The organism is Microbulbifer maximicatervae (SeqCode) (assembly GCF_052468095.1).
This window is the reverse complement of sequence record NZ_CP174332.1, coordinates 2,143,123-2,162,748: the sequence shown is the minus strand read 5'-3', so window position 1 is coordinate 2,162,748 and position 19,626 is coordinate 2,143,123. Positions and strand designations below refer to the sequence as shown.

Here is a 19,626-nt window from a genome sequence, read left to right as displayed (position 1 = left end):
TGATGTTCCAGTTTATGAATTGAAAGGAGGTAGCTTTACCAAAAAGTCAAATAACATGGCAGACTATTGCTCTAGCTTTCCACTATTTCACCTGCAAATGTCCACGTGAGCTGCACAAAGATATACCCTGCCAATAATCCTCATATTCACTATCAAAAGTGCTAAAACTTCTAAGTACTCTAAAATGCAAGGATAAGGTTTGATAGCCGATCAATCCAGTCGCCAAGTTAAGGAGATTCGATTTATCGCTCACCTTATATTCCACCTGATTCACTTAAAATGATTTTGAGCTATAGACAACAGGAAGTTTAGGTGCATGTCCGATCGATTCAGTATTATTATGCCATGCTACAACGATTCTGACCTTCTGTATAACCTATTACAAGGCTACACTTTACAAACCTTTCCAAAGGAAAATTTTGAAATCATTATTGTAGATAACAACTCGCAAGACCCCAACATCCTGTCATGTTACAACCAGTTTAAGAACCACCTTACTTTAACTTTACTATTCAGACCTCAATTACCAGACCCATTTGCACTTAACTCGGCGCGAAACTTAGGGGTAAAGATTGCTAAATACGAGTGGTGTGTATTTACAGATAGTGATTGTATCCCCGCCCCGAACTATCTGGCAGAGATTCAAAAAATAATCAATGATTATGGGCCTAGTATCTGCATGACCGGGATAAGGGAATTTATTCACTCTAAAGATATTGACCCAGCAGAAATGGACGGCGACGGCAAGTACCTTGATGCATGCCCTAGATTTAATAGCCCATCAAATTATGGGCTCAGTAAAGATAGGCGCCTAGGGAAAATAGAGCAATTACCCAATACAGAACACCCCTGGGGGCACTTTTATGGCTGTAATATGGTGTTTAAAAGGCAGGATGTCATTAAAGTTGGTTTTTTCGATGAAAAATACGATGGAACCTGGGGTTACGATGACATAGACCTGGCTTATCGAGTTATCAATGAGCTCAAAGTTCAGCCAATTTTTATGAAAGAAGCCATTGTCTACCACCAAGACAACATAAATTTAACAGAGACAATCAATGGCAAGAGGAACAAAATTAAAGATTTGAGCAACCCAAACTATCAATATATCTGCAAGAGAATTTCCGGGTATTATGAGTTTAGTAATCGCGAATTCAAACGATTTGGGCTAACAACTACTGCAAGCTAACAATTGACCTGAGTGACCAACTTAAACGCGCCTAAATATTATTATACATTTTTCAAGCATCTATCAGATATCTGATAGTTCAATCTCGCTAGAGAAAGATTTCAGAAACAGAACAACCTTATCAAGAGAGAAAATAGCTTCATTAACAGCAACCTCAATATGATAACCATCAGAAGCTTTACTAATAACAAAAACCAGTGCATCTCTTGTGATTGAATAGGTCGCGATACAGTCGACCTCTCGAGCAGGCAAATAACTAAATGTAAAGTCTTCGTTGATACTTGATGTAACTTGTTTCTCTACTTTTAACATATTGAGGAGTACCATTGCATAATATGCAATGTGGTACCTTTTCAATAGGTATATTTGATACCTAGAGAGTTTATTTAGAGAAAAATAGAAACCAGACGCCGTATTTCCTACCCCGGCCAGTCTTTCACCCTGATCCGGAATGTTGTGAATAAACTCTTGGGTAATCAATATGTTTGCTCGCTGCCTTTCGAAAGTACTGACAAAATTATCTATAAAAGATTTCAAGACATTTTCGAAAGATATCTCGCTAGATTCAACTTTAGCTGACACCAATACGATGTCATCGAGATCTCCTTTTATACAACCCTTTTCCTCCAAGAGAAATGGATTTGGCTTGCTCTCCTTCCTATTAAACATTCTCAGACTTAAACCTATAAATATAGCTTGAGCCAGCCCTATAACTCGGTGAAAATTTGAGTATTGCCCATTACCCTTATATATATGCACTATTGAAGAGCAATATGCATCTGACCTTTCCTGATCTTTCTTCAACAAGCAATTGGCATATTTAGAAAAGAGCAGGCCAGTGTAACCGGAAAAAAAGTCATGATTTGCTATAAAGCATACAGATGTGCTATCAAAGTGTATGTAGAAGGGGATCTTTTCAACCTCCAACCTCTTATACAGGGCCTTCCTTCCAACGACACCTGTCAGCTCTTCCCTCAGCGCCTCTATCTTTTCTAAGTAAAAGCGTTTCGGGTGAGGCGCGGTAGTCAATGCAACTAAGTCATAGAGTTTGTCTAGACAATCAGTAATTTCGCGCTGGTCACTTCTAGTGACAACATTTATAAGCAGAGTAGATACACTGCCATAACCTTTTAAGTGCTGCTGGACAAAGCTCTCTGGCGCTTCTATCGGCGTGAATAGTCTGGACAGAAAGTTGGATTTATCAGCCACGATATCACCTTAAAAGGGAGGGTTTGCCACTTAAATCGATCACATATCATTTAAATTTGGTCAACTCATCTTATGGCCCCAATTACTTCAAGAGTTTCCTTTTAGTAACTTAGCATAAAGAAGACGTAGAAAAATTTAATACAAGCAGTGACTATCAGCCGACAACTCTTAACACAAATGTGTTTGTCCTGGGATCCGTATCTAAGTAATAATTAAAGCAAACTACACGCCCATAGATTCCTGAAAGAGTTATCGCAAGACGCATATTTAATCAAGTTAATTTATTAAATTTAAAGCTAACGAAGCCTTATCCGATGATAATTTTCACCATCTAGAAAATTGGTATACCAAGCTGCGAAAGTGGGCCTACAACTCTTTAAGATTGCCTTATCCTCACTTAGAGATAATGAAGGGAGCGATCAATATTCAACCTTAGATGGTGAGGCTTTACTGTTACAAGTTTTTAGCCTTACCCTAAGCCAGGCTGAAGCCCCATATTGATGCCAACTCCATAAAGGCTAGGTGGCGCCAATAAAAATCGTGAGATAGCTACACCTTGTTGCTCAAATACTGATTGCCAAGCGTTCATGCTTTTCATCACTTTCATTGTAGTAGCAACATAAATTGAGGTTACTGATCATCAATGGCCTCATACCTTGATATTCAGCGCGCCCCAGTCGCTTCAGTGCCCGCTAAATAGATGTGTGCTCTTCACTATCTTTTAGGTTTCATTTATGGGGATGGCGCTGATTATCAAGGTATAAATATATATTTCTTGAGCTATTGGTGGTTATTATTTTTAATACTATTTTCTGTATCAATAGGCTTTAACGGAAAGACCATTTGTGCAAGTTAGCGATCATTGTGAGCCAACAACTGAAACCCTATCGTTGCGGATGTCCGGTATAATCTGTTGCTGCTATGGTAATTTTCATACCACTTTCGAAACTGTGCAAATTTTAAGAATTTGAACTCACCCGCATTAGGGTCAAAATAATATGTGGTTTTATCTGCAGTGGGCTCAATCCTGAATGCTGTTGCATGTGCCCACTTAGCCCCAGAAAACCTTAACATGCTATAAATTGTTTGTGTCTGCTGGGTAAAGCATTGTTCTGCTTCAATGCCGTCAAACACAATGGAAAATTGTTCTTTTAAAGGGGGATTTCCAACCTTGTCTTTTTGTTTTGAGGCCTTCCCTACATGAGTTATATGCTTGAAGCCTTGAGACTCCAAATACTTTTGGGATTCTTTTATCATTTGGAAACCCTTTAGTGGATCTCCCTCAGTTCCATCTTTAAATTTGAATCGATACATGGAGGCAAAACGTTGAGCAACTACTGCCACTTTCGTTTTGTCAACGTCTCCTCCTGTAGACAATGCATCCTGAAGACCAGATTGAAGCCCCTTACTAATCCAACTTACCGCTAGAGCTTCACAAATTCCGCCCTTAGAATTTGGGTGCTTTTTAAGCATACTATTGTAATTGCCCTGGTTGAAACTCCAAGTTTTCTGACCTCCAAAATTGGAGGCTCCAGCATCATTTGGCATAGTTTGTCCTTACCACAATATTACATATTACATTGCTGATTCTATTTGTGAATCATGCAAAGAATATGAAAGGTAAATTTTGCAATGCTTAAAGCAACCATTATTTGGTGCAATAAGTCGTCTTTGCTCTAGCCTGAAACGTATTTTGAATTATGCAGATAAGGAAACTTCAATTTCCTTTAAGTCCGGACAGGCAAGTATATTTTGTGATCCTGGTAAAATACTGATAGTTATGATTCCCTTGCTTTCTCAGGTCTAACCACACAAATAAACAAGTAAGGTGAATTTCATCAAATGCCAAAAAAAACCAGTGATTTCGATGCCTTTTAGGCTAAACACCGATCAGTGGTAATGAGGCCTGAAAATAAGTAAATAGCTTGCTGATCTAGCTCAAGTGCCAGCTTAATACCGCACCTATACAGTCCAATATAAGCCCCGTCTAGAGCTCAAACTTGACAGGTGCGAATCCTACCGATGCACCTTCCTCCATTTTTTAATGGACGTTCGAATACATTTTTGAATGCGTCAGTTAACTGGATCCCAAAAATCATAAAAAGCAATTTAATGTATCAAACAGCTCGATTCAGTGTGTTTGGTTAGCTTCAAAAGTGACTAGACTATTGCACTATGGAAATGCTATTTGTTTACTTGTTACTCGGCGCCATCGCGGGTACAGCGGCAGGCCTCTTGGGGATTGGTGGGGGCTTGATTATCGTGCCTGCTTTGGTGTTGATTTTTTCTGCCACGGGTATCTCCCCCCAGGTGCTGACCCATATGGCGGTGGGGACCTCGTTAGCGACCATTATCGTGACTTCAGTCAGCTCGGTCTGGGCACATAACGCAAAAGGTGCCGTTGACTGGCGCCTATTCTGGATTATGACTCCAGGGATACTTGTGGGGTCTTGGCTGGGCGGCGTGACAGCAGACTTGTTACCTGGTGCTTGGTTGCAGCTATTGATTGGCGTGTTTGCCATATTTATGTCCGTGCGTATGGGCTTAAGTGGATTGGCCTCGGCAACCTCACAAGAAAATGGCAGTCACTTACCCGGGGCAGCACCCCTGATCTGTTCCGGAGGAGTAATCGGCTGGCTCGCAGCGATCTTTGGTATTGGTGGAGGGGCCTTGGTGGTTCCCTACTTATCGCACTTCGGTACAAAAATGCAGCTCGCTGTCGGAACCTCTGCTGCCTTTGGTCTGCCAATCGCGATTTCTGGTTCAATCAGCTTTGCCGTGCAAGGGTGGGACAATCAGTTACTACCAAAGTGGAGTAGTGGTTATATTTACTGGCCGGCTTTTGTGGGAATTGTACTTACCAGCGTGCTCTTTGCCAGGCTTGGTGCCAGCGTTGCTCACCGAATATCTGCTAAGCGCTTAAAGCTGTGTTTTGCCTTACTGCTTTGTATTATCGGGGTTCGTTTTATCTGGCAAAACTTCAATCTCTTAGCTGGACTAGGCTAGACCTACCCTCTGGATTGTTTTTAGCGGATGGGAGGTAAACAGTCTATTCCTCCCAAGCATCTATTATCAGATGCTCGCAATAAACATTCTGGTCTTAAAGGCTCCCGGTCGAATTACTCTTGCCAGCCCTTCAGATTACGCGACTGAAACATCCTTATAGGATATTAGTAATACAATGATTTGTATTTTCCCCCAATACATGCCAACCAAAAATTATGCGTTCAAAGTGGCAAAGATAATTTTTAGCCATTAGTAATCTCTATTTTCAAATTAGAAAATACTTCGATCCAAGTTCAAATTGCCAGCAGGAAATTGAAATTTAAAAAATGAAAGCCCATTAAAATATAGGCACGAAAATAATCTTATTGGATTTTATTAAGTTTGTTTTAGTGTCAAAGCCGCGTAAAATCGATAGATATTTATCAGTACTTGGTTCGCAATTCAGGGGTTTTCTACAGGGCTAATAGTCCAACAGAATCAATCGTTCCAAGATTTTTTATCAAAGCTTCCCCCCCAAAAGGAGAACGGTAAAGTGACATAAGAGAAAAGTAAAAGCGCTGACCCAAGGTGCGCCAACACCAGGGGCCAGCTAACCAAGTTGATATCAGACCTATCAAAGTGGCTGTATGGATAATACGCTAGAAACCCGCTCGTCTTCAATAAAGTTGACTAGGCTCAGGAGCTTAGAGTGCTTCATCAAGCTCTGGAAGCGTTGCATCCGTATTTTCTTCTTTTATGCCTACCGTTCTCGTGCGCCTCCTAACCCTCCTCCACACACCACTTTCCAGCTTCCCCTCGTGTGGAATCCGCACATAATTTAGTTTCCGAAGGAAATAAGCATGTTGATTTTAAAGCGCCGGACTGGTGAAAACCTGAGAATTGGAACAAATGTTGTAATAACAGTTATTGAAGTAAAAGGCAGTCAAGTGAAGATAGGTATAGATGCACCCAAGTCTCTACCCATTCATCGTGAAGAGATCTATATACGTATCAAGAAGAAACAGAAACCTTAAAGCTATTTATCAGTCGTCGCCTCAACCAAACCACTATTCAGATTTTATACATACGGGCTGGAGATTTTTAGACCTCAGACAAGAACACCGTGTTGCCGAGAGCACAGCGCCTATCTCGGCACAGCCCACTATATTAACCAGGCACTGACCATTTCTGAATCGGAATTCTTTGAGGCTTTGCGAAGACTTTGTGAGATAGTGGGAGCAGTACAACAAACTTATATTTGCTTCAATAAATGCTGATATCTTAGCGCGAGCTATTGCCGATGCTTCCTCCCCTACGCACGCTGTAACTTAGTTCAAACCGTTTAATACATTTATCTCCAGCCGCATCAACTTTAATGGAATTTATTCTAATAATAGATTAACCCCCCCTTTCTCTTGAAAACCTTATCAAAGAGCTAGCCAAAATTATTGATAAAAACTATAGGATCGACAATATCAATTAAGATAGAAGCCACCCCACTTGCCCTTCGACAAAAATTCTAGTGATTCCATGTAAAGCTTCTTCAGATGCTCAAACAGAGGGACTTCACCAGATTTCCTATCAAAATAATGCCCCTTTAGAGAAATTATTAAGTAATCCACAGAAAGGTAGATCAAGAGAACTAGAATGGCGCTCCCAATTCTAATAACTCAAAAATGAGATTTTGTCGACAATTTCACAGATAACAATCGATTCCAATCGCACATTTACGGGCAAACTTATGAGCAAGCTATTCAGCAAGAAAACTTTGGCACTGGCATTTACAGTCATACTGGCTTCATGTGGAGGAGGTGGAGGCTCTTCTTCAGATTCGGACCCAGCCCAATCATCTGGCGACAATGGCGGGGGCCAAGGCTCTGGAGATGGAGGCGGTTCAGGTAGTGGTAGCGGCTCTGGGGATAGCGGATCGGGGACCCTTCCAGACAACGAACCTGGCACCGTGACTGTTGGCGATATAGAAACGGCAGATCTGGGGTTTGCGCAGATTACTTCCCGGGATATCACATTGCCGAATGGCCAAACCAATGCCGAAGAAGTCCATGGACTCCCACACTATATAGCCAGAACAGATAGTAATCAGGATGACAATCTACAGTCTGTGCCCATGCGAAGTTACACCACAGCTTGCGCAACCGACACTGATAGACCCAGGATGTTTGTTTCCAAAACCCTTAGCGAAGGTAGCGGAGAAGATGAAACCACTTATGGCACTGTTTATGAGTTGCAATATAATCCTGAAACTCTAAGCTTCGACCAAACCGGCAATACCACAATTCTAAAACAATGCTACGAAGCCCATGGTATTGCAGCTAGCGCTGATTGCTCACGGGTTGCGGTCTTGTGCAACACTGAATACCAGGCAAACGAGCGCTATGATGTTCAAGGGGATCTGGTTGAGCAATACGGTAGCGACTGGATGAAGATGGAAAATAATATCAGTGCTATTGACGGACGTATTGAAAGGGATATCGGCCTGATGATATCTACCAATCACAGTCAATACATTGGCTATTTTACGGACCACCCCACACTGAAGTTCGAAGACTTCCTACCTGGACTAAAAGAAAATTTCCCCGAGACCGATTTTGGCGATTCCCCGACCTTTAAGACAATTAAAGGTAACGAAATGCAAGAGGAGATGGCTTACATTGTCGATCAACTCTCTGATGCCGACTATAACGCTATGGTCGAGTATATTCGCGAGAATGGCTATAAATATAATGATCAGATCTGGCTAATGGAGTGGGATAACTTAGCGCTTAGCGAGAAGCCTGCGGCCTACGTTGTAAACAAGATGCACGGTGGTGGCCACGCCGGAGCCCAAGAGCTTATCTATGTCGAGAATGATAGCCAAGGCCGCGCCAGCTACGCCTTCTCAGTAACTGCTCGGGTTTTTGATAGCAGCTATGGTGGCTCCCACTATTCTGCTGGAATGACTGTTATTGATCGCGATAACTGGTCCCTAAATATGAGTGGCAGCAATAACAGGGGCTGGTATTGGCTTTGCGGCTACGGTCATGTCTTGAATATCCGGGCATTTTATAATCCTGGTACCGAAAAATATGGAGCAATTTGCACTAGCGATGGCGGTCAATATAATCAATCGCGCGGATTAAACACTATTGCCATCAAGATGGAGGATATTTCTTCTACCAGTAGATTTGAAGGTTACTACAATTACCTGATCCCCTCCGACAATGCATTTTTCTCTAACGGAGGTGGACATACTGTAGTCCCTGTGGATGAAGATACTAACTTATCTCTCATCGTCTCCCCCAAGTACATTGATGACGAGGAAATGAATCGCTTCCTGCAAAGCGAATACGGCATTGATACCAGCACTGAAGGGCCTTTTGACCAGCAATGCTCATCCGATGATACGAACTGCTTCTTTTCCTACATGTCAAACAGCGATAATCCAACCATTTCAAGACAGGGGCTACGCAGTGGGGATGCTCTGGAATCCTCATCCCTGACTCGCATTGGTATTGCTAAAGTGGATGGTGAAGGAAGTATCGAGGGGGAAGGCTTTAAATGGCTTGTAGAAGAGCCCGACTGTCAAATCAGTGATCCACAACTTATCGACTTGAAAAATGGACGTTACCTATTTGGCTATGCGCAATTTCAGTGTATTTCCGACAACCTTTCTTATAACCGGAGTTCCGCTAAAAATGGGGCAATGCGGATGCTTGTTCCGAAAGCCTACTATGTTATGGAAATTGATGCAGACCTAAATGTATTGGAAGGCCCTGTAAAGCTGACGAATTTTGGTTGGGGCGGACTTGACGAACCTGTCTTCATGGGTAACGGTAAAGTCGCTTGGTCATATATCAAGAACCCTACAATTGATAGTTACGGCGGCGGCAAGCAGAACGTTTGGCAAGCGATGATCTACCACTCAAATAGCACTAATTGATTCATTCATAAAAAGTAAAACTAGCTGTGATAAAAATAGAGGCTTTTGCTCTCTATTTTTATCACACAACTGTTAGATCTCCAGAAGCTACAAAGATCAAGAAGTGCTATTCACCTATTTATCGACCAATAGCAAAACCTTGTCGAATAAAAAACTCAAAACTACTGTTTCTTCACGCAATGACTACTAGATCGGTAGAATAATACGGCAACAGCTCAGTGCAATTGCCTGAAAATACATACCCAGATGCAAGTATGCTAACCTCCCGCCTAAATATAATTAGTCACTGAACTATAAAAACTGAACCGCCCTTTCTTCATTGAGTATTGAATTTAGAAGCCACTACGCAATAAGGAGATCGCGATGGCTATTACTGTTCATGTCTGGAAGCAAAAGACCGGGAATGTCGGACATGCTTCCATCACCATTGATAACACCTATATCAGCTACTGGCCTTCTTCAGCGGCAGGGAAAAAGGACTTTAAAATCGGGCGATCGCACAGCCCTTCCTTTCCAAGTGGTTATCGAGTTGATAGGCGCCTCGAGGGTGGTGATGCGGATCAGAACATTCTTATCGATGGGCTGAATGAAACAAAAATGATTGAAGCCTGGGAAAAACTTCAAGGGCGAACAGAAGCATTACAATATGAAGGATCAGAATTGCTCGACGGTCGTTGCCTGGCTACTTGAGACTGGCTCAGGGTTCGCATCACCTGGAAAAGGAGGAATCAAAATCAGTGACTGGGCAGCGAGCCCTATTCACCGTATTCTCTTCCAGTTACGCTTTTTCGGTAATCATATTGATATGTGGACACCCAATGATGTGTTAGCTTATGCGCTACAAATTCGAAGCCAGATAACCTCATGAGCCTACCGCTATTCTACTCGCCAAATTACAACATCAGCTTGCCGCTGCTTTCCAGCTTGCATCCTTTTGATGGCTGTAAATATGAGAAAGCATTGGCACTGATTAATGCCGAGTCAGAAGCGAACATTGAGTTAAAAGTTGTTTCAGAGCCTCTTAGTCAAGACTGGCTGTTATCTGTACATACGCAACCCTATTTAGATAGCTTGCAGCAATCGAAAACACTGGCTCGCGTTATAGAGATGCCACTACTGCGCTTGCTGCCCGCAGGCGTATTAAATAAATATTTCATGAAGCCAATGCGCTTTGCAGCTGAAGGCACTTGCTTGGCGGTACAGGAAGCCTTGAGTAAGAAAGCCTCTACCTTAAATCTCGGTGGAGGCTATCACCACGCATTTGCTGGTCACGGTGAGGGGTTCTGTGCTTTCGCCGATGTAGCCATTGCTATTAATCGTGCCCGCAAACAGCACCTGCTCTCACCAGATGACAATATCTGGGTAATTGACCTTGATGCCCATAGAGGGAATGGGTTTGCTGACTGGGCCATGGAGGACCCCAATATACATATCTTTGATATGTACAATATGCAAGCCTACCCCGGCTTGCACCCCGATGAGCAGGAATCTCGCTGGCCATTTTTAGTCCCCCTTAAGCAAGGAACAGATACTGAAGGTTACCTCAGTCGGTTGGAGTCGGAATTTTCGGACTTCATTAAGCAGAGTCCGCTGCCTAAATTGGTTATCTACAATGCAGGCACAGATATTATTGCCCAGGACAAGCTGGGGGGGCTCCAGGTCAGTATCGATGGGGCCAGAAAAAGGGACCAATGGCTGGTTGACCAGATTCAATCGCTGGATGTGCCTATGGTCACCGTAACCAGTGGCGGCTACTCCGAAAACTCCTATCGTCTAATAGCTGACTTGGCGATTTACCAGGCAAAAAAGGTAACAAGTTGAAGCTCTGGAGAGGCCTATGTCATTGAGAAAAGTGACCTAGTAAACAACCGCTCCCTAACCCACCGGATTTTTGAGTATTTAGGCACTTGATTGACGCTGGAGTACTGAGCACCAAGTTACTCTTTGAGCTCTTTCGCCCGCAACCAAGCCAACCCGAGACCAGCGGCAACCGTAATACCCATGCCTATCACACCACGGATACCGAATTCTGTGCCAAACATAAAACGATCAGCTAACACACCGACGAGGATCGCACTGTAAAACAGTGCCCCAACGAGGTAAGCAGGTGCAACACGATTAGCGATCGTGTAAGCAAGATTCTGTGGAACAAACAGCAGTGCGGGAATCGCGAGAATCCATAGCGACGATGTCTCTACCTTCGCCCCCTCCCAGAATATAATGGATAAGCTAAAGACCAACATCCCAACAGCGAAATAGAACATGATGCGCTCAGGTGGCTCGGTCCGGCCTGCGACACCGGTTGTGATACTACCCGCTGCACGCGCTACTCCCGCCAGCAACGCAAGGAGTGAGTAGGGATTGAAAATACCCTGAACACTGTGCTGGATCAAAATGAGGCATACGCCCAAGAATGCCAGTATCGCAAGAAAGATAGTGGCGATACTAACCCGGTGACCGAGGAATACTCGGGCCATCAACATGGCAAAGAATGGATTCGTGCTTTCCAGCACCAACGCATCTGCGATGGGTATTCCCTTAACCGCCCAGTAGAAGGCAGCAAAATAGACAAAACCTGATATGGAGCGAAGGACAAGGATCTGAGGATTCACCGGCCTTATCCCCGCCACCCCTTGTCGCATCAGAAGAAACATACCCGACAATGGAGCAAGCAATATGACCTGTGCAGCCAATAGTAGAAATGGACTAAGGCCTGCACCAGAACCCAGCTTACCGGCAATACCAAGACACCCCATCAACACTCCGCCGAGAAGAGCTAACCCAACACCCAGGGAATGATTTTGATAAGTAGATGGCAAACTGTCACTACCTTTGGCAAATAGAGGTCAAACCTGCCTGAGAGGTAATAATGATGCTTTCATTTATGCATCGGGCAGGTCATTACAGAGCAGAACACTATGTAACATTAGCCCTCCGATTGATTCATTTCCTGTTGGGCTGACCAAAGATTTTGTCGCAGTAATTACTTGCCTGCCGGCGTCAGTTTCCCTGTAACAAAAAATATGAACTTCATAATATGAAATCTGAGCTTTGACCACTTTAAGATCAAGAGTATTAATCCTGTCCCCAGTTCTGCCTCAACAGATATACAGCATAAGCGATTGTCGGTACTTCCTTTCTGCCAGACCTAATCCCAACCCAATATCTCGTTACTTCTCCTTGCGGTTTATATCAAACCCTATGGGCTTTATCGCACAAAGATGGTTGGTAGCCCTAAATTACTTCAAATTGGCGGTGGAGCGTAAGAATCTATAGACGCTCGCTTGAATATGGAGATTATACCTACACCCTATTTATTAAACTCGCGTTATGCCTTGCCGATCGCTAACTTGTATAAATATCACCGCTCTCGGAAAATTCTCTTAGTATCTTCATATATTTTTCTACATACTTTAGAGCGCTTTCTTTGCTAACCAGCGGTTCGCAATATCCAAAAACAAACACCCCTTCTCCATCTATTGTACATGTCACTAGCATTATGGGGTGTTCTCCATGTGTTTGAACGGTCATAACCACACCAAAGTCAAAGAACTTCAAAGGGCCCGTATACTCACCTATATCTCCTACATTGGATACGCAAATTCCAGAGGGAAAGTAATCTTTCGCAGAGCTAGAATCTTTAGCCAGCTGTTCGATCTCTTCGAGATTGTAATCGGGTACAAGTGAAGGCTCAAAGAAATTTCCACATCTAAACTGCATATAGACTTTTTTTTGAATGAAATGCGCGAGACTCAGCAAGTCGAGACTAGTTTCATTTGATAACAAGGATACAGACAATGTAGTTGTACACTCTCCAATAACATCCCGATCTATTTGGTGTTTACATAAGTACTGGGCATTTATAGGCAACATTAACTCTGTGGTGGAGCAGAAACCGGGTAGTGACCGAGCAGCAATAATAGCAGCAGCATCATAGATAGAGGTAACCTGAATATTCTTATCTTTTGAGCGCAAGTACAATTTCTCACATAATTTCTTGGGGAGGACTCGGTAAATAGAACATCCCTTTCGATGTGAAGCATCTGCCGCCTGCTCTACTAACCACTTTGGGAGAGCGCAATTATCACTACTAATTGCCGACTGCGTTTTTTTGAGATGTTTTATTGATCCAATATAGTCCACCACCGATTTTTGCATTATCGAAGCAGAGGGTTTATCTTCTGAATCCCCTCTCAAGTACCGATCCAAATCTCTAACCAAGAGTAATAAGGAGCGCCCATCCATAGCAGCATGGCTTACCATAAAAGCAATCCACTTTACTTCTTCATGCTCATTCGCATAAACCGTGAAACGATAAATATATTTATCAAGCTCAAGAACTTTACTTCCTAAGCGCTTGAACTCCTCCTGATAATCTAAAGGCAATGCATCGTACTTAATCTCAAAAGGAATAGCTTCGAAACCTACATCACAGAACCAGTAGGCATTTTTATTTTTTTCTACCCGAGAACGGAGCATTGAGTGCAGGTTATGCAGGTATTCCATTCCCTTCATTAATTCTTGGACTCCCAGAGACTTACATGTCTTAAAGAAGACAGCCAGTTGTACCGCACCGTTTGACTTTTCGGTCAACTCTACAAAAAGTGCTTCTTGAGCCCCAAGCTTACGAAAAGGTTTTGCTTTTTTCATTGCAGGCTCTTCCCATTGGGGAGATCACTGCCAATAGTATAGAAAGAGAAGGCGCTATAGCCATATAGTAACTATAAAATTAGATTCTAGTCGTCCACGAATCCAACCAAAATTCGGAGTTATAAGGCAAAAATAATGGAACAGAAGAGATCACAAAATGAAATATTGTGTGAATATACACATCTTTTATAGCTGATTCCTTTATCGCATAGCCACTATGGAATTCGATAAATGTGCTAAAAGGAGTGCCCTGTTGAAGTTGACCACAACAGTATTGACTGGAGCGGACAACATCTAGACTACAGAAGACAGAGCAAAACATACCGCCAAAGTCATTGAAACCTATATGTGGTCATGTAAAGACATCTATTGCCATTTACAATCAGTGGAACTATCAAAGCTCACATCTCTATATCCTAGCAACAACAACTGAGTTCGAAGCTGATCAATGGCAACTGGAGTGGGCCGATAATGGCCAGAACAGGTGTTAACGAAAACTATCTTTCCACCCTCCGCTACGATCTCACCCGCTGCTGCAACACTATCTCCTGCCAGAAACGTCGAATGAGCAAAGACTGGCTTTGGATAAAAATAACTTGAATATATATTCCCACTCTTATCCATAACATAGATAGCGGCTCTACCATTATAATCTTCTGCCTGTTGTGCGCGCCTAGTATCAAAAAGCTCACCAGTAGAGTCATAAATCTTCCCGTCCATCACCGATAGTTTCGTCCCCTCTCGCTGGGCATCTGTGTAATAAATAACATATGCAGGACACATATATTTAAATTTTTTAAGACACCTTACATCTTCACCCTTGTATTTTGAATGAAGTTCAAAAAGCCTGTAGTTTTTTATTTTTGAATTACCATGTACCGCAACACTAGAGCTACTTTCATTAGCCCTATTCGTATCGTTCATAGTAAGATTCCACAGGGAGATACCTTCTGGTGCACATCTGCCCGTATTAACCCCATGGTAATTACATGTATTTTCACCTGACCACCAGTCAGTTGGTCTAGGCAATACGCTATTGGAAAGACCTATTTCCATTAAGTATTCTGGTGTTTCATTTACATTTCTGCTCTCAACTATAAATGCCCTATCACGATAAGCCATACCGCTTGAGGGCTGGCCACAATAGAGTGCAGTCAAAAGTACGGCAATAACTTTCTTTAGATTCTTAACGACCATTAACGGCAACTCTTTCGCAACTGAAAAGGACGGGAGAATACAGTGGTCTCAAAATGCGCTGTGAATAGGTGTTTATAAGCTTTCAGCCAGCATCTAAGCCTATATTGTCCCGCACGCACTGTATTTTCCTTTGCAAATTTAGGTTTTTCAGTCATCAAAACCCACTCTAAGAAGAACACCCAAGACTAACCAGCAGGACCTGATACAGAAGAGTAAATAGTATGACGAGTGGGGCGACTTCCAAATCAAAATAGAAATGGTCCCCCTAGATTCTCAAGCCGCAGTATTCAACCAATCTAAAGTGTCCCTCCACAAACTATCTTCGTAGCGCGCCTTGAAGAAACCAAAATGACCTATTGGCTTTGTATCCACGGCTTTAGCATTCACAATCTGTATTTCAGTATTTGCATTACAATAGAACGCCTTGAGAGCCTTCACAGCCTGCAGTGGAGCAAAGTCTATATCGTCATCTATGTATAGAAACTTCATATTGCACTCTAGACGGGAGAAGCCATCTCGTACGGGGCTACCTCTCTGGTCAACAATATAATCTTTATGGCGCCCCCAGTAGGCCCACTGCCGGGCAACACCTGCGGGTAAACTTTCACCTCCGAGGAAAAGGCCTGGAACCTGCCCCAAAATATTTGATAAGAGCGGTATCATAGCGAACCAAGCAAACAATATTTTGGGCCTCTGACGCAATCCCCAGTGACCCCAATACCCGCTTTGGGAGGATACACAGTAGACACTAGCAAGTTGGGTATTGTTATCTGCGAAGCCAATAATTTGGCCCCCTACACTATGCCCCACACAATGCCAGGTTAGCGATTTGTATTGGCTAGTAGACCAATCGATAACAGTGGCCAAATCGTACTCTCCCCACGCGCTCATAGATAGTCGGGAGTCTCGTTGATTGGCAACCGCAGACTTACCTATACCTCGATAGTCATAGGTCACTACCAAGTAGCCATTCTTAGCCAGGAATTTTGCAAATTCAGCATAATAGCCCTGCTTGACCGCCGTAGCCGAATTTATGATTACCCCCGCTTTAGGCGGACCTTTTGGTGAAAATAGCGTTGCCCCGAGAGATAGGCCATCCTGAGTTACTATTCGACATTCTTCAATCATTACTTGAGACCTCCATGTCTTGGTCTAATACAAAATTTATGAGAGGACCCAGCACCACATCCGGAGCCTCCAGCTCAGGGAAATGTCCAGCTTCTGCTATGCGTAGTAGAGAGGCCTCCGGGATCATATTCAAACTTGAATGCTTACAAGTACATCTATGAGAAAGGTCCCGCTCCCCCCAAAGAAATAAGGCTCTCACTGTTAAGGGTTTGGAGAAAAGAGTACCCTGCAAAGGAGATTCGCCGACTAATAATCGTTGAAAAGCTGACGCCAGATTAAAAGTTGCTCCATGTTGGTAGGCTTGTTGGGCCAATTCATTAAACGGTGTGATCAGCTCACTCCTCCCTAGCGCAGCTTCAAACCAGGCAAGTGTTCGCTTACGTTTCAGAGCTTTTAGCAACAGCTGACTTAAAATTGGCTTGCTCAGCAATCCTCGTGGATCTCTCCCCTCCTTCCATCTCAACATTTCTCCCCAGCTCGGTACTTGAGATAGCACTATGTGGTCAAGCAAATCTGGGCGCTTGTACGCAAGTGCAATTGCTCCAAAGCCGAGTACGCATGGAGCAACAAGCGTCACACATCCAAGGGCAAGGTTTTGTAAAAACACCTCGGTAAGGCTAACCAAAGATGCAAAGTTATAATCAAGACTCGTTGAAGGAATGGAAAAACCAAAGCCAGGTGGTTCAAATATTACAACGGTGAAATCACTTGGAACTTGGCTTACAAGATAGTCATAATGCTCAATAACAACTGGCGGATCTGCTTCAAAAACAATTACACGGCTGCCTCGCCCTATCTTTCGATAGCGAATCACACAAGAGCCCAAATCCATAAACTGAATACCATCTCTTGAGTGAGCTGCGTACCCTTTAAGGGTTTGACTTTTAAGCAAACTCGGCACAAAGCCATCTATAACTGCCGATATCATACTCTGGCCACCTGATTACTTTAGATACTCAATCAGATAATCCTAGGGAAGTGACAACACTGCGACAAATGGGTTTTTCCTTAGGCTCAGGCAAGAAAATCTTGTCTGGGAAAATAAAGCTAGGTGATTAACCTTCTAGGGAATGGACAACTTCTATAAACCAGCGAACAAATCCTTCAATAATTTCGTTACCCTCCAATGACTTGCTAAAGGCAAGATACAAAGGAGCCAGCTCACTGAATTTTTCAGGGTAGAGTAGTTCAAGCTCTCCAGATCTGACTTTAGGCGTTAGTGCGGGAAAGTATCCCATTGCGACTCCCAACCCTTGCTCGGCCATCTCGAGTACGGGTTGTAAGCCATCACAAGTCAGCGTCTCATTGAATTCAACTGATAAGCCCCAATCTGCCGACCATCTTTGCCAACCCAGCTTATCTGTAGACAATTGGATCTGATTTGCTCGATCGTTCTTCAAGTAACCCGGCGCGCAAACCGGTGAAATTCGCACCCTTGAGATCTCCCGGTAACACAAATCATCATTCGACTCCTTGTCATAACGTATAGCAACCTGCAGCTCGCCAGGGTCTATGCTAGCGCGGGCGATTTGAGACTCGATACTAATACACACTGTGGGGTATAGCGCTTTAAAGGATTTGATATTTGGGGCGAGTACTGTATTGGTCAGAAATGGAATACTGTGGATGGTAAGTGTTTTATTTTGATCCCGCGCAAGTAAATCCAAAGTTGCCCGTCGAATCACTTCCAGTGCCTTGGCAATTTTCAGATGGTATTCCCTACCAACACCCGTAAGTTCAATAGTTCGATTGAAACGAATAAATAGCTTGGTTTGCAACTCCGCCTCCAGCGTTCGTATCTGGTGCCCAACAGCGGAAGGTGTTACATGAAGCTCTTGTGCAGCGTCCTTGAAGCTTAAGTGCCGAGCAGCCGCATCAAAGGTTACCAGCAAGTTAGTCGAGGGAAGTTTCCGCATGAAGAATACTGTGATGCCATACCATTATTTTGTGAATGGCAGATTATCATGGGTACTACAGGCTCCCTCAACGTGTTAGCTGCCAAAATTGAGGAGAATCTAGCCCAAAACAACCCCTCCCCTTGGAGCGGTTACGCTTGAAAGCAACTCCAAACTCACCTCCCTCCTGCAAGCCCCTCTATCTGATCTAATGTAAACACATCCCCTCCCCGATCGTGTGAGCTACACCCATGAGAGATGTCGCCGTTGTTGCCTATTGCCGAACTGCCATTGCCAAAGCCAGGCGGGGTGCGCTGAATGAAACTCACGGTATTTCTATGGCTGCCCATGTCCTGAGGGAGGTGGTTTATAAGGCGGGTTTAACGCCACAGGAAGTGGAAGACGTTGTGCTGGGGTGCGGCTTACCCGAGGGAGCTACCGGGCACAATGTCGCGCGCAACGCGGCACTATTTGCCGGCTTTGGGTCTCAAGTGCCGGGTTTTACTATAAATCGCTACTGCGGCTCTGGCCTTAACGCGGCTTCTATTGTGGCCAATCGTATTGCCGCAGGCGAAATGCAAATTGGGGTGGCCGGTGGCGTCGAGAGTATCAGCCTGGTGCAGTTCAACTTGAACCTGAACCATTTTGTCTATGAGCCCTTACAAAAGAAAGTGCCGGCAGTTTGGTGGACCATGATCCAAACGGCCGACTATGTCGCCGATCAATACAACATCAGTCGTGAAGATCAGGATCGCTATGTGGTTGAATCACAAAAGCGTGTTGCCGAAGCTCAAAAGGCCGGAAAGTTTGCCGAGGAAATCACGCCGTTTGATACGGTAATGGCAGTGAAAGATAAGGAGAGTGGCGAAACCAATCGCCTGAAAGTCACCTTGTCAGAAGATGAAGGCCCCCGCCCCGGCACAACCATGGAAGCCCTGTCTGCGCTGGAACCGGTGAACACAGGAGGGACGATAACTCCCGGTAATGCGTCCCAGTTATCCGATGGGGCCGCAGCGGTCGTCATGATGGATGCTGAACTGGCAGCGCAGAGAAACCTGCCTATTCTGGGGCTGTTTCGCGGTATGCAGCTGGGAGCGGTAGCGCCAAAAGAGATGAGTATTGCGGTAGCGCCAGCGGTCAGTCGCCTTATGAAGCGCCACCAACTCACCCAGGATATGATTGACCTTTGGGAGCTACATGAGGCTTTTGCCGTAACCACCCTATACAACCAAGCTGAACTCAAAACCCCTTGGGACATTACCAATGTTAATGGCGGTGCTATTGCGCTCGGCCACCCCTACGGTATGTCGGGCATCCGCTATCTGGGTTCAACCCTATTAGAACTGGGCCGGCGCGACGCCCATCGGGCAATTATTGGTGTCTGCACTGCCGGCGGTATGGCGACGGCTGCTTACTTAGAGCGATAAGGAATCAGC

15 protein-coding genes are annotated in these 19,626 nt (G+C 44.0%); 7 read left to right on the top strand and 8 right to left on the bottom strand.

All coding sequences use genetic code 11. The features are described from left to right. The first annotated feature begins 316 nt into the window (after positions 1 to 316). Positions 317 to 1,189: a glycosyltransferase family 2 protein gene (locus ACJJIL_RS09305; protein WP_445361764.1), complete on the top strand. Its 873-nt coding sequence runs from the start codon at positions 317 to 319 to the stop codon at positions 1,187 to 1,189. A 63-nt stretch (positions 1,190 to 1,252) separates the two neighbouring features. Here the strand turns inward: ACJJIL_RS09305 and ACJJIL_RS09300 are convergent, their stop codons facing one another. Both ACJJIL_RS09300 and ACJJIL_RS09295 read right to left on the bottom strand, forming a co-directional pair. Further along, a complete protein-coding gene (locus ACJJIL_RS09300) occupies positions 1,253 to 2,398 on the bottom strand; it encodes a hypothetical protein (RefSeq protein ID WP_444917254.1) in 1,146 nt (381 codons plus the stop codon). A gap of 852 nt (positions 2,399 to 3,250) precedes the next feature. Continuing rightward, positions 3,251 to 3,946, bottom strand: coding sequence for a YopT-type cysteine protease domain-containing protein (locus tag ACJJIL_RS09295; RefSeq protein WP_413662119.1), 696 nt, complete (start codon positions 3,944 to 3,946; stop codon positions 3,251 to 3,253). A 627-nt stretch (positions 3,947 to 4,573) separates the two neighbouring features. Between ACJJIL_RS09295 and ACJJIL_RS09290 the strand changes: the two genes are divergently transcribed. From ACJJIL_RS09290 to ACJJIL_RS09270, 5 genes are all read left to right on the top strand, one after another. Next, the gene (locus tag ACJJIL_RS09290; RefSeq protein WP_444933326.1) at positions 4,574 to 5,404 is read left to right on the top strand and encodes a sulfite exporter TauE/SafE family protein; all 831 of its coding nucleotides are present in this window, start codon (positions 4,574 to 4,576) and stop codon (positions 5,402 to 5,404) included. Positions 5,405 to 6,243: 839 nt separating this feature from the next. Then, positions 6,244 to 6,417 (top strand): carbon storage regulator CsrA, encoded by a 174-nt coding sequence (csrA, locus tag ACJJIL_RS09285; RefSeq protein WP_444897449.1) that lies wholly within the window; start codon positions 6,244 to 6,246, stop codon positions 6,415 to 6,417. 707 nt (positions 6,418 to 7,124) lie between these two features. Then, on the top strand, positions 7,125 to 9,320 hold the full coding sequence (locus ACJJIL_RS09280; RefSeq protein WP_445361763.1) for a hypothetical protein: 2,196 nt from the start codon (positions 7,125 to 7,127) through the stop codon (positions 9,318 to 9,320). A gap of 363 nt (positions 9,321 to 9,683) precedes the next feature. Continuing rightward, positions 9,684 to 10,010, top strand: a complete 327-nt coding sequence (locus ACJJIL_RS09275; protein WP_445361762.1) for a hypothetical protein — start codon at positions 9,684 to 9,686, stop codon at positions 10,008 to 10,010. A gap of 174 nt (positions 10,011 to 10,184) precedes the next feature. Next, positions 10,185 to 11,141 (top strand): histone deacetylase family protein, encoded by a 957-nt coding sequence (locus ACJJIL_RS09270; protein WP_445361761.1) that lies wholly within the window; start codon positions 10,185 to 10,187, stop codon positions 11,139 to 11,141. A 116-nt stretch (positions 11,142 to 11,257) separates the two neighbouring features. Here the strand turns inward: ACJJIL_RS09270 and ACJJIL_RS09265 are convergent, their stop codons facing one another. From ACJJIL_RS09265 to ACJJIL_RS09240, 6 genes are all read right to left on the bottom strand, one after another. Then, positions 11,258 to 12,139: a DMT family transporter gene (locus ACJJIL_RS09265; protein ID WP_445361760.1), complete on the bottom strand. Its 882-nt coding sequence runs from the start codon at positions 12,137 to 12,139 to the stop codon at positions 11,258 to 11,260. A 526-nt stretch (positions 12,140 to 12,665) separates the two neighbouring features. After that, complete coding sequence (locus ACJJIL_RS09260; RefSeq protein ID WP_444913148.1) at positions 12,666 to 13,970, bottom strand: hypothetical protein; 1,305 nt, start codon at positions 13,968 to 13,970, stop codon at positions 12,666 to 12,668. Positions 13,971 to 14,336: 366 nt separating this feature from the next. Then, entirely contained in the window at positions 14,337 to 15,167 is an 831-nt protein-coding gene (locus tag ACJJIL_RS09255; protein ID WP_445361759.1) for an IQM protein middle domain-containing protein, read from the bottom strand. A gap of 273 nt (positions 15,168 to 15,440) precedes the next feature. Then, on the bottom strand, positions 15,441 to 16,295 hold the full coding sequence (locus tag ACJJIL_RS09250; RefSeq protein WP_445361758.1) for an alpha/beta hydrolase family protein: 855 nt from the start codon (positions 16,293 to 16,295) through the stop codon (positions 15,441 to 15,443). Continuing rightward, the gene (locus tag ACJJIL_RS09245) at positions 16,288 to 17,223 is read right to left on the bottom strand and encodes an alpha/beta fold hydrolase (protein WP_444917261.1); all 936 of its coding nucleotides are present in this window, start codon (positions 17,221 to 17,223) and stop codon (positions 16,288 to 16,290) included. Before ACJJIL_RS09245 ends, ACJJIL_RS09250 begins: the two co-directional genes overlap by 8 nt. A 127-nt stretch (positions 17,224 to 17,350) precedes the next feature. Further along, complete coding sequence (locus ACJJIL_RS09240; RefSeq protein WP_444913151.1) at positions 17,351 to 18,211, bottom strand: LysR substrate-binding domain-containing protein; 861 nt, start codon at positions 18,209 to 18,211, stop codon at positions 17,351 to 17,353. Positions 18,212 to 18,441: 230 nt separating this feature from the next. Here ACJJIL_RS09240 and ACJJIL_RS09235 point away from each other — a divergent pair, with 230 nt between their 5' ends. Then, a complete protein-coding gene (locus ACJJIL_RS09235) occupies positions 18,442 to 19,617 on the top strand; it encodes a thiolase family protein (protein ID WP_444908172.1) in 1,176 nt (391 codons plus the stop codon). The last annotated feature ends 9 nt before the right edge of the window (positions 19,618 to 19,626 follow it).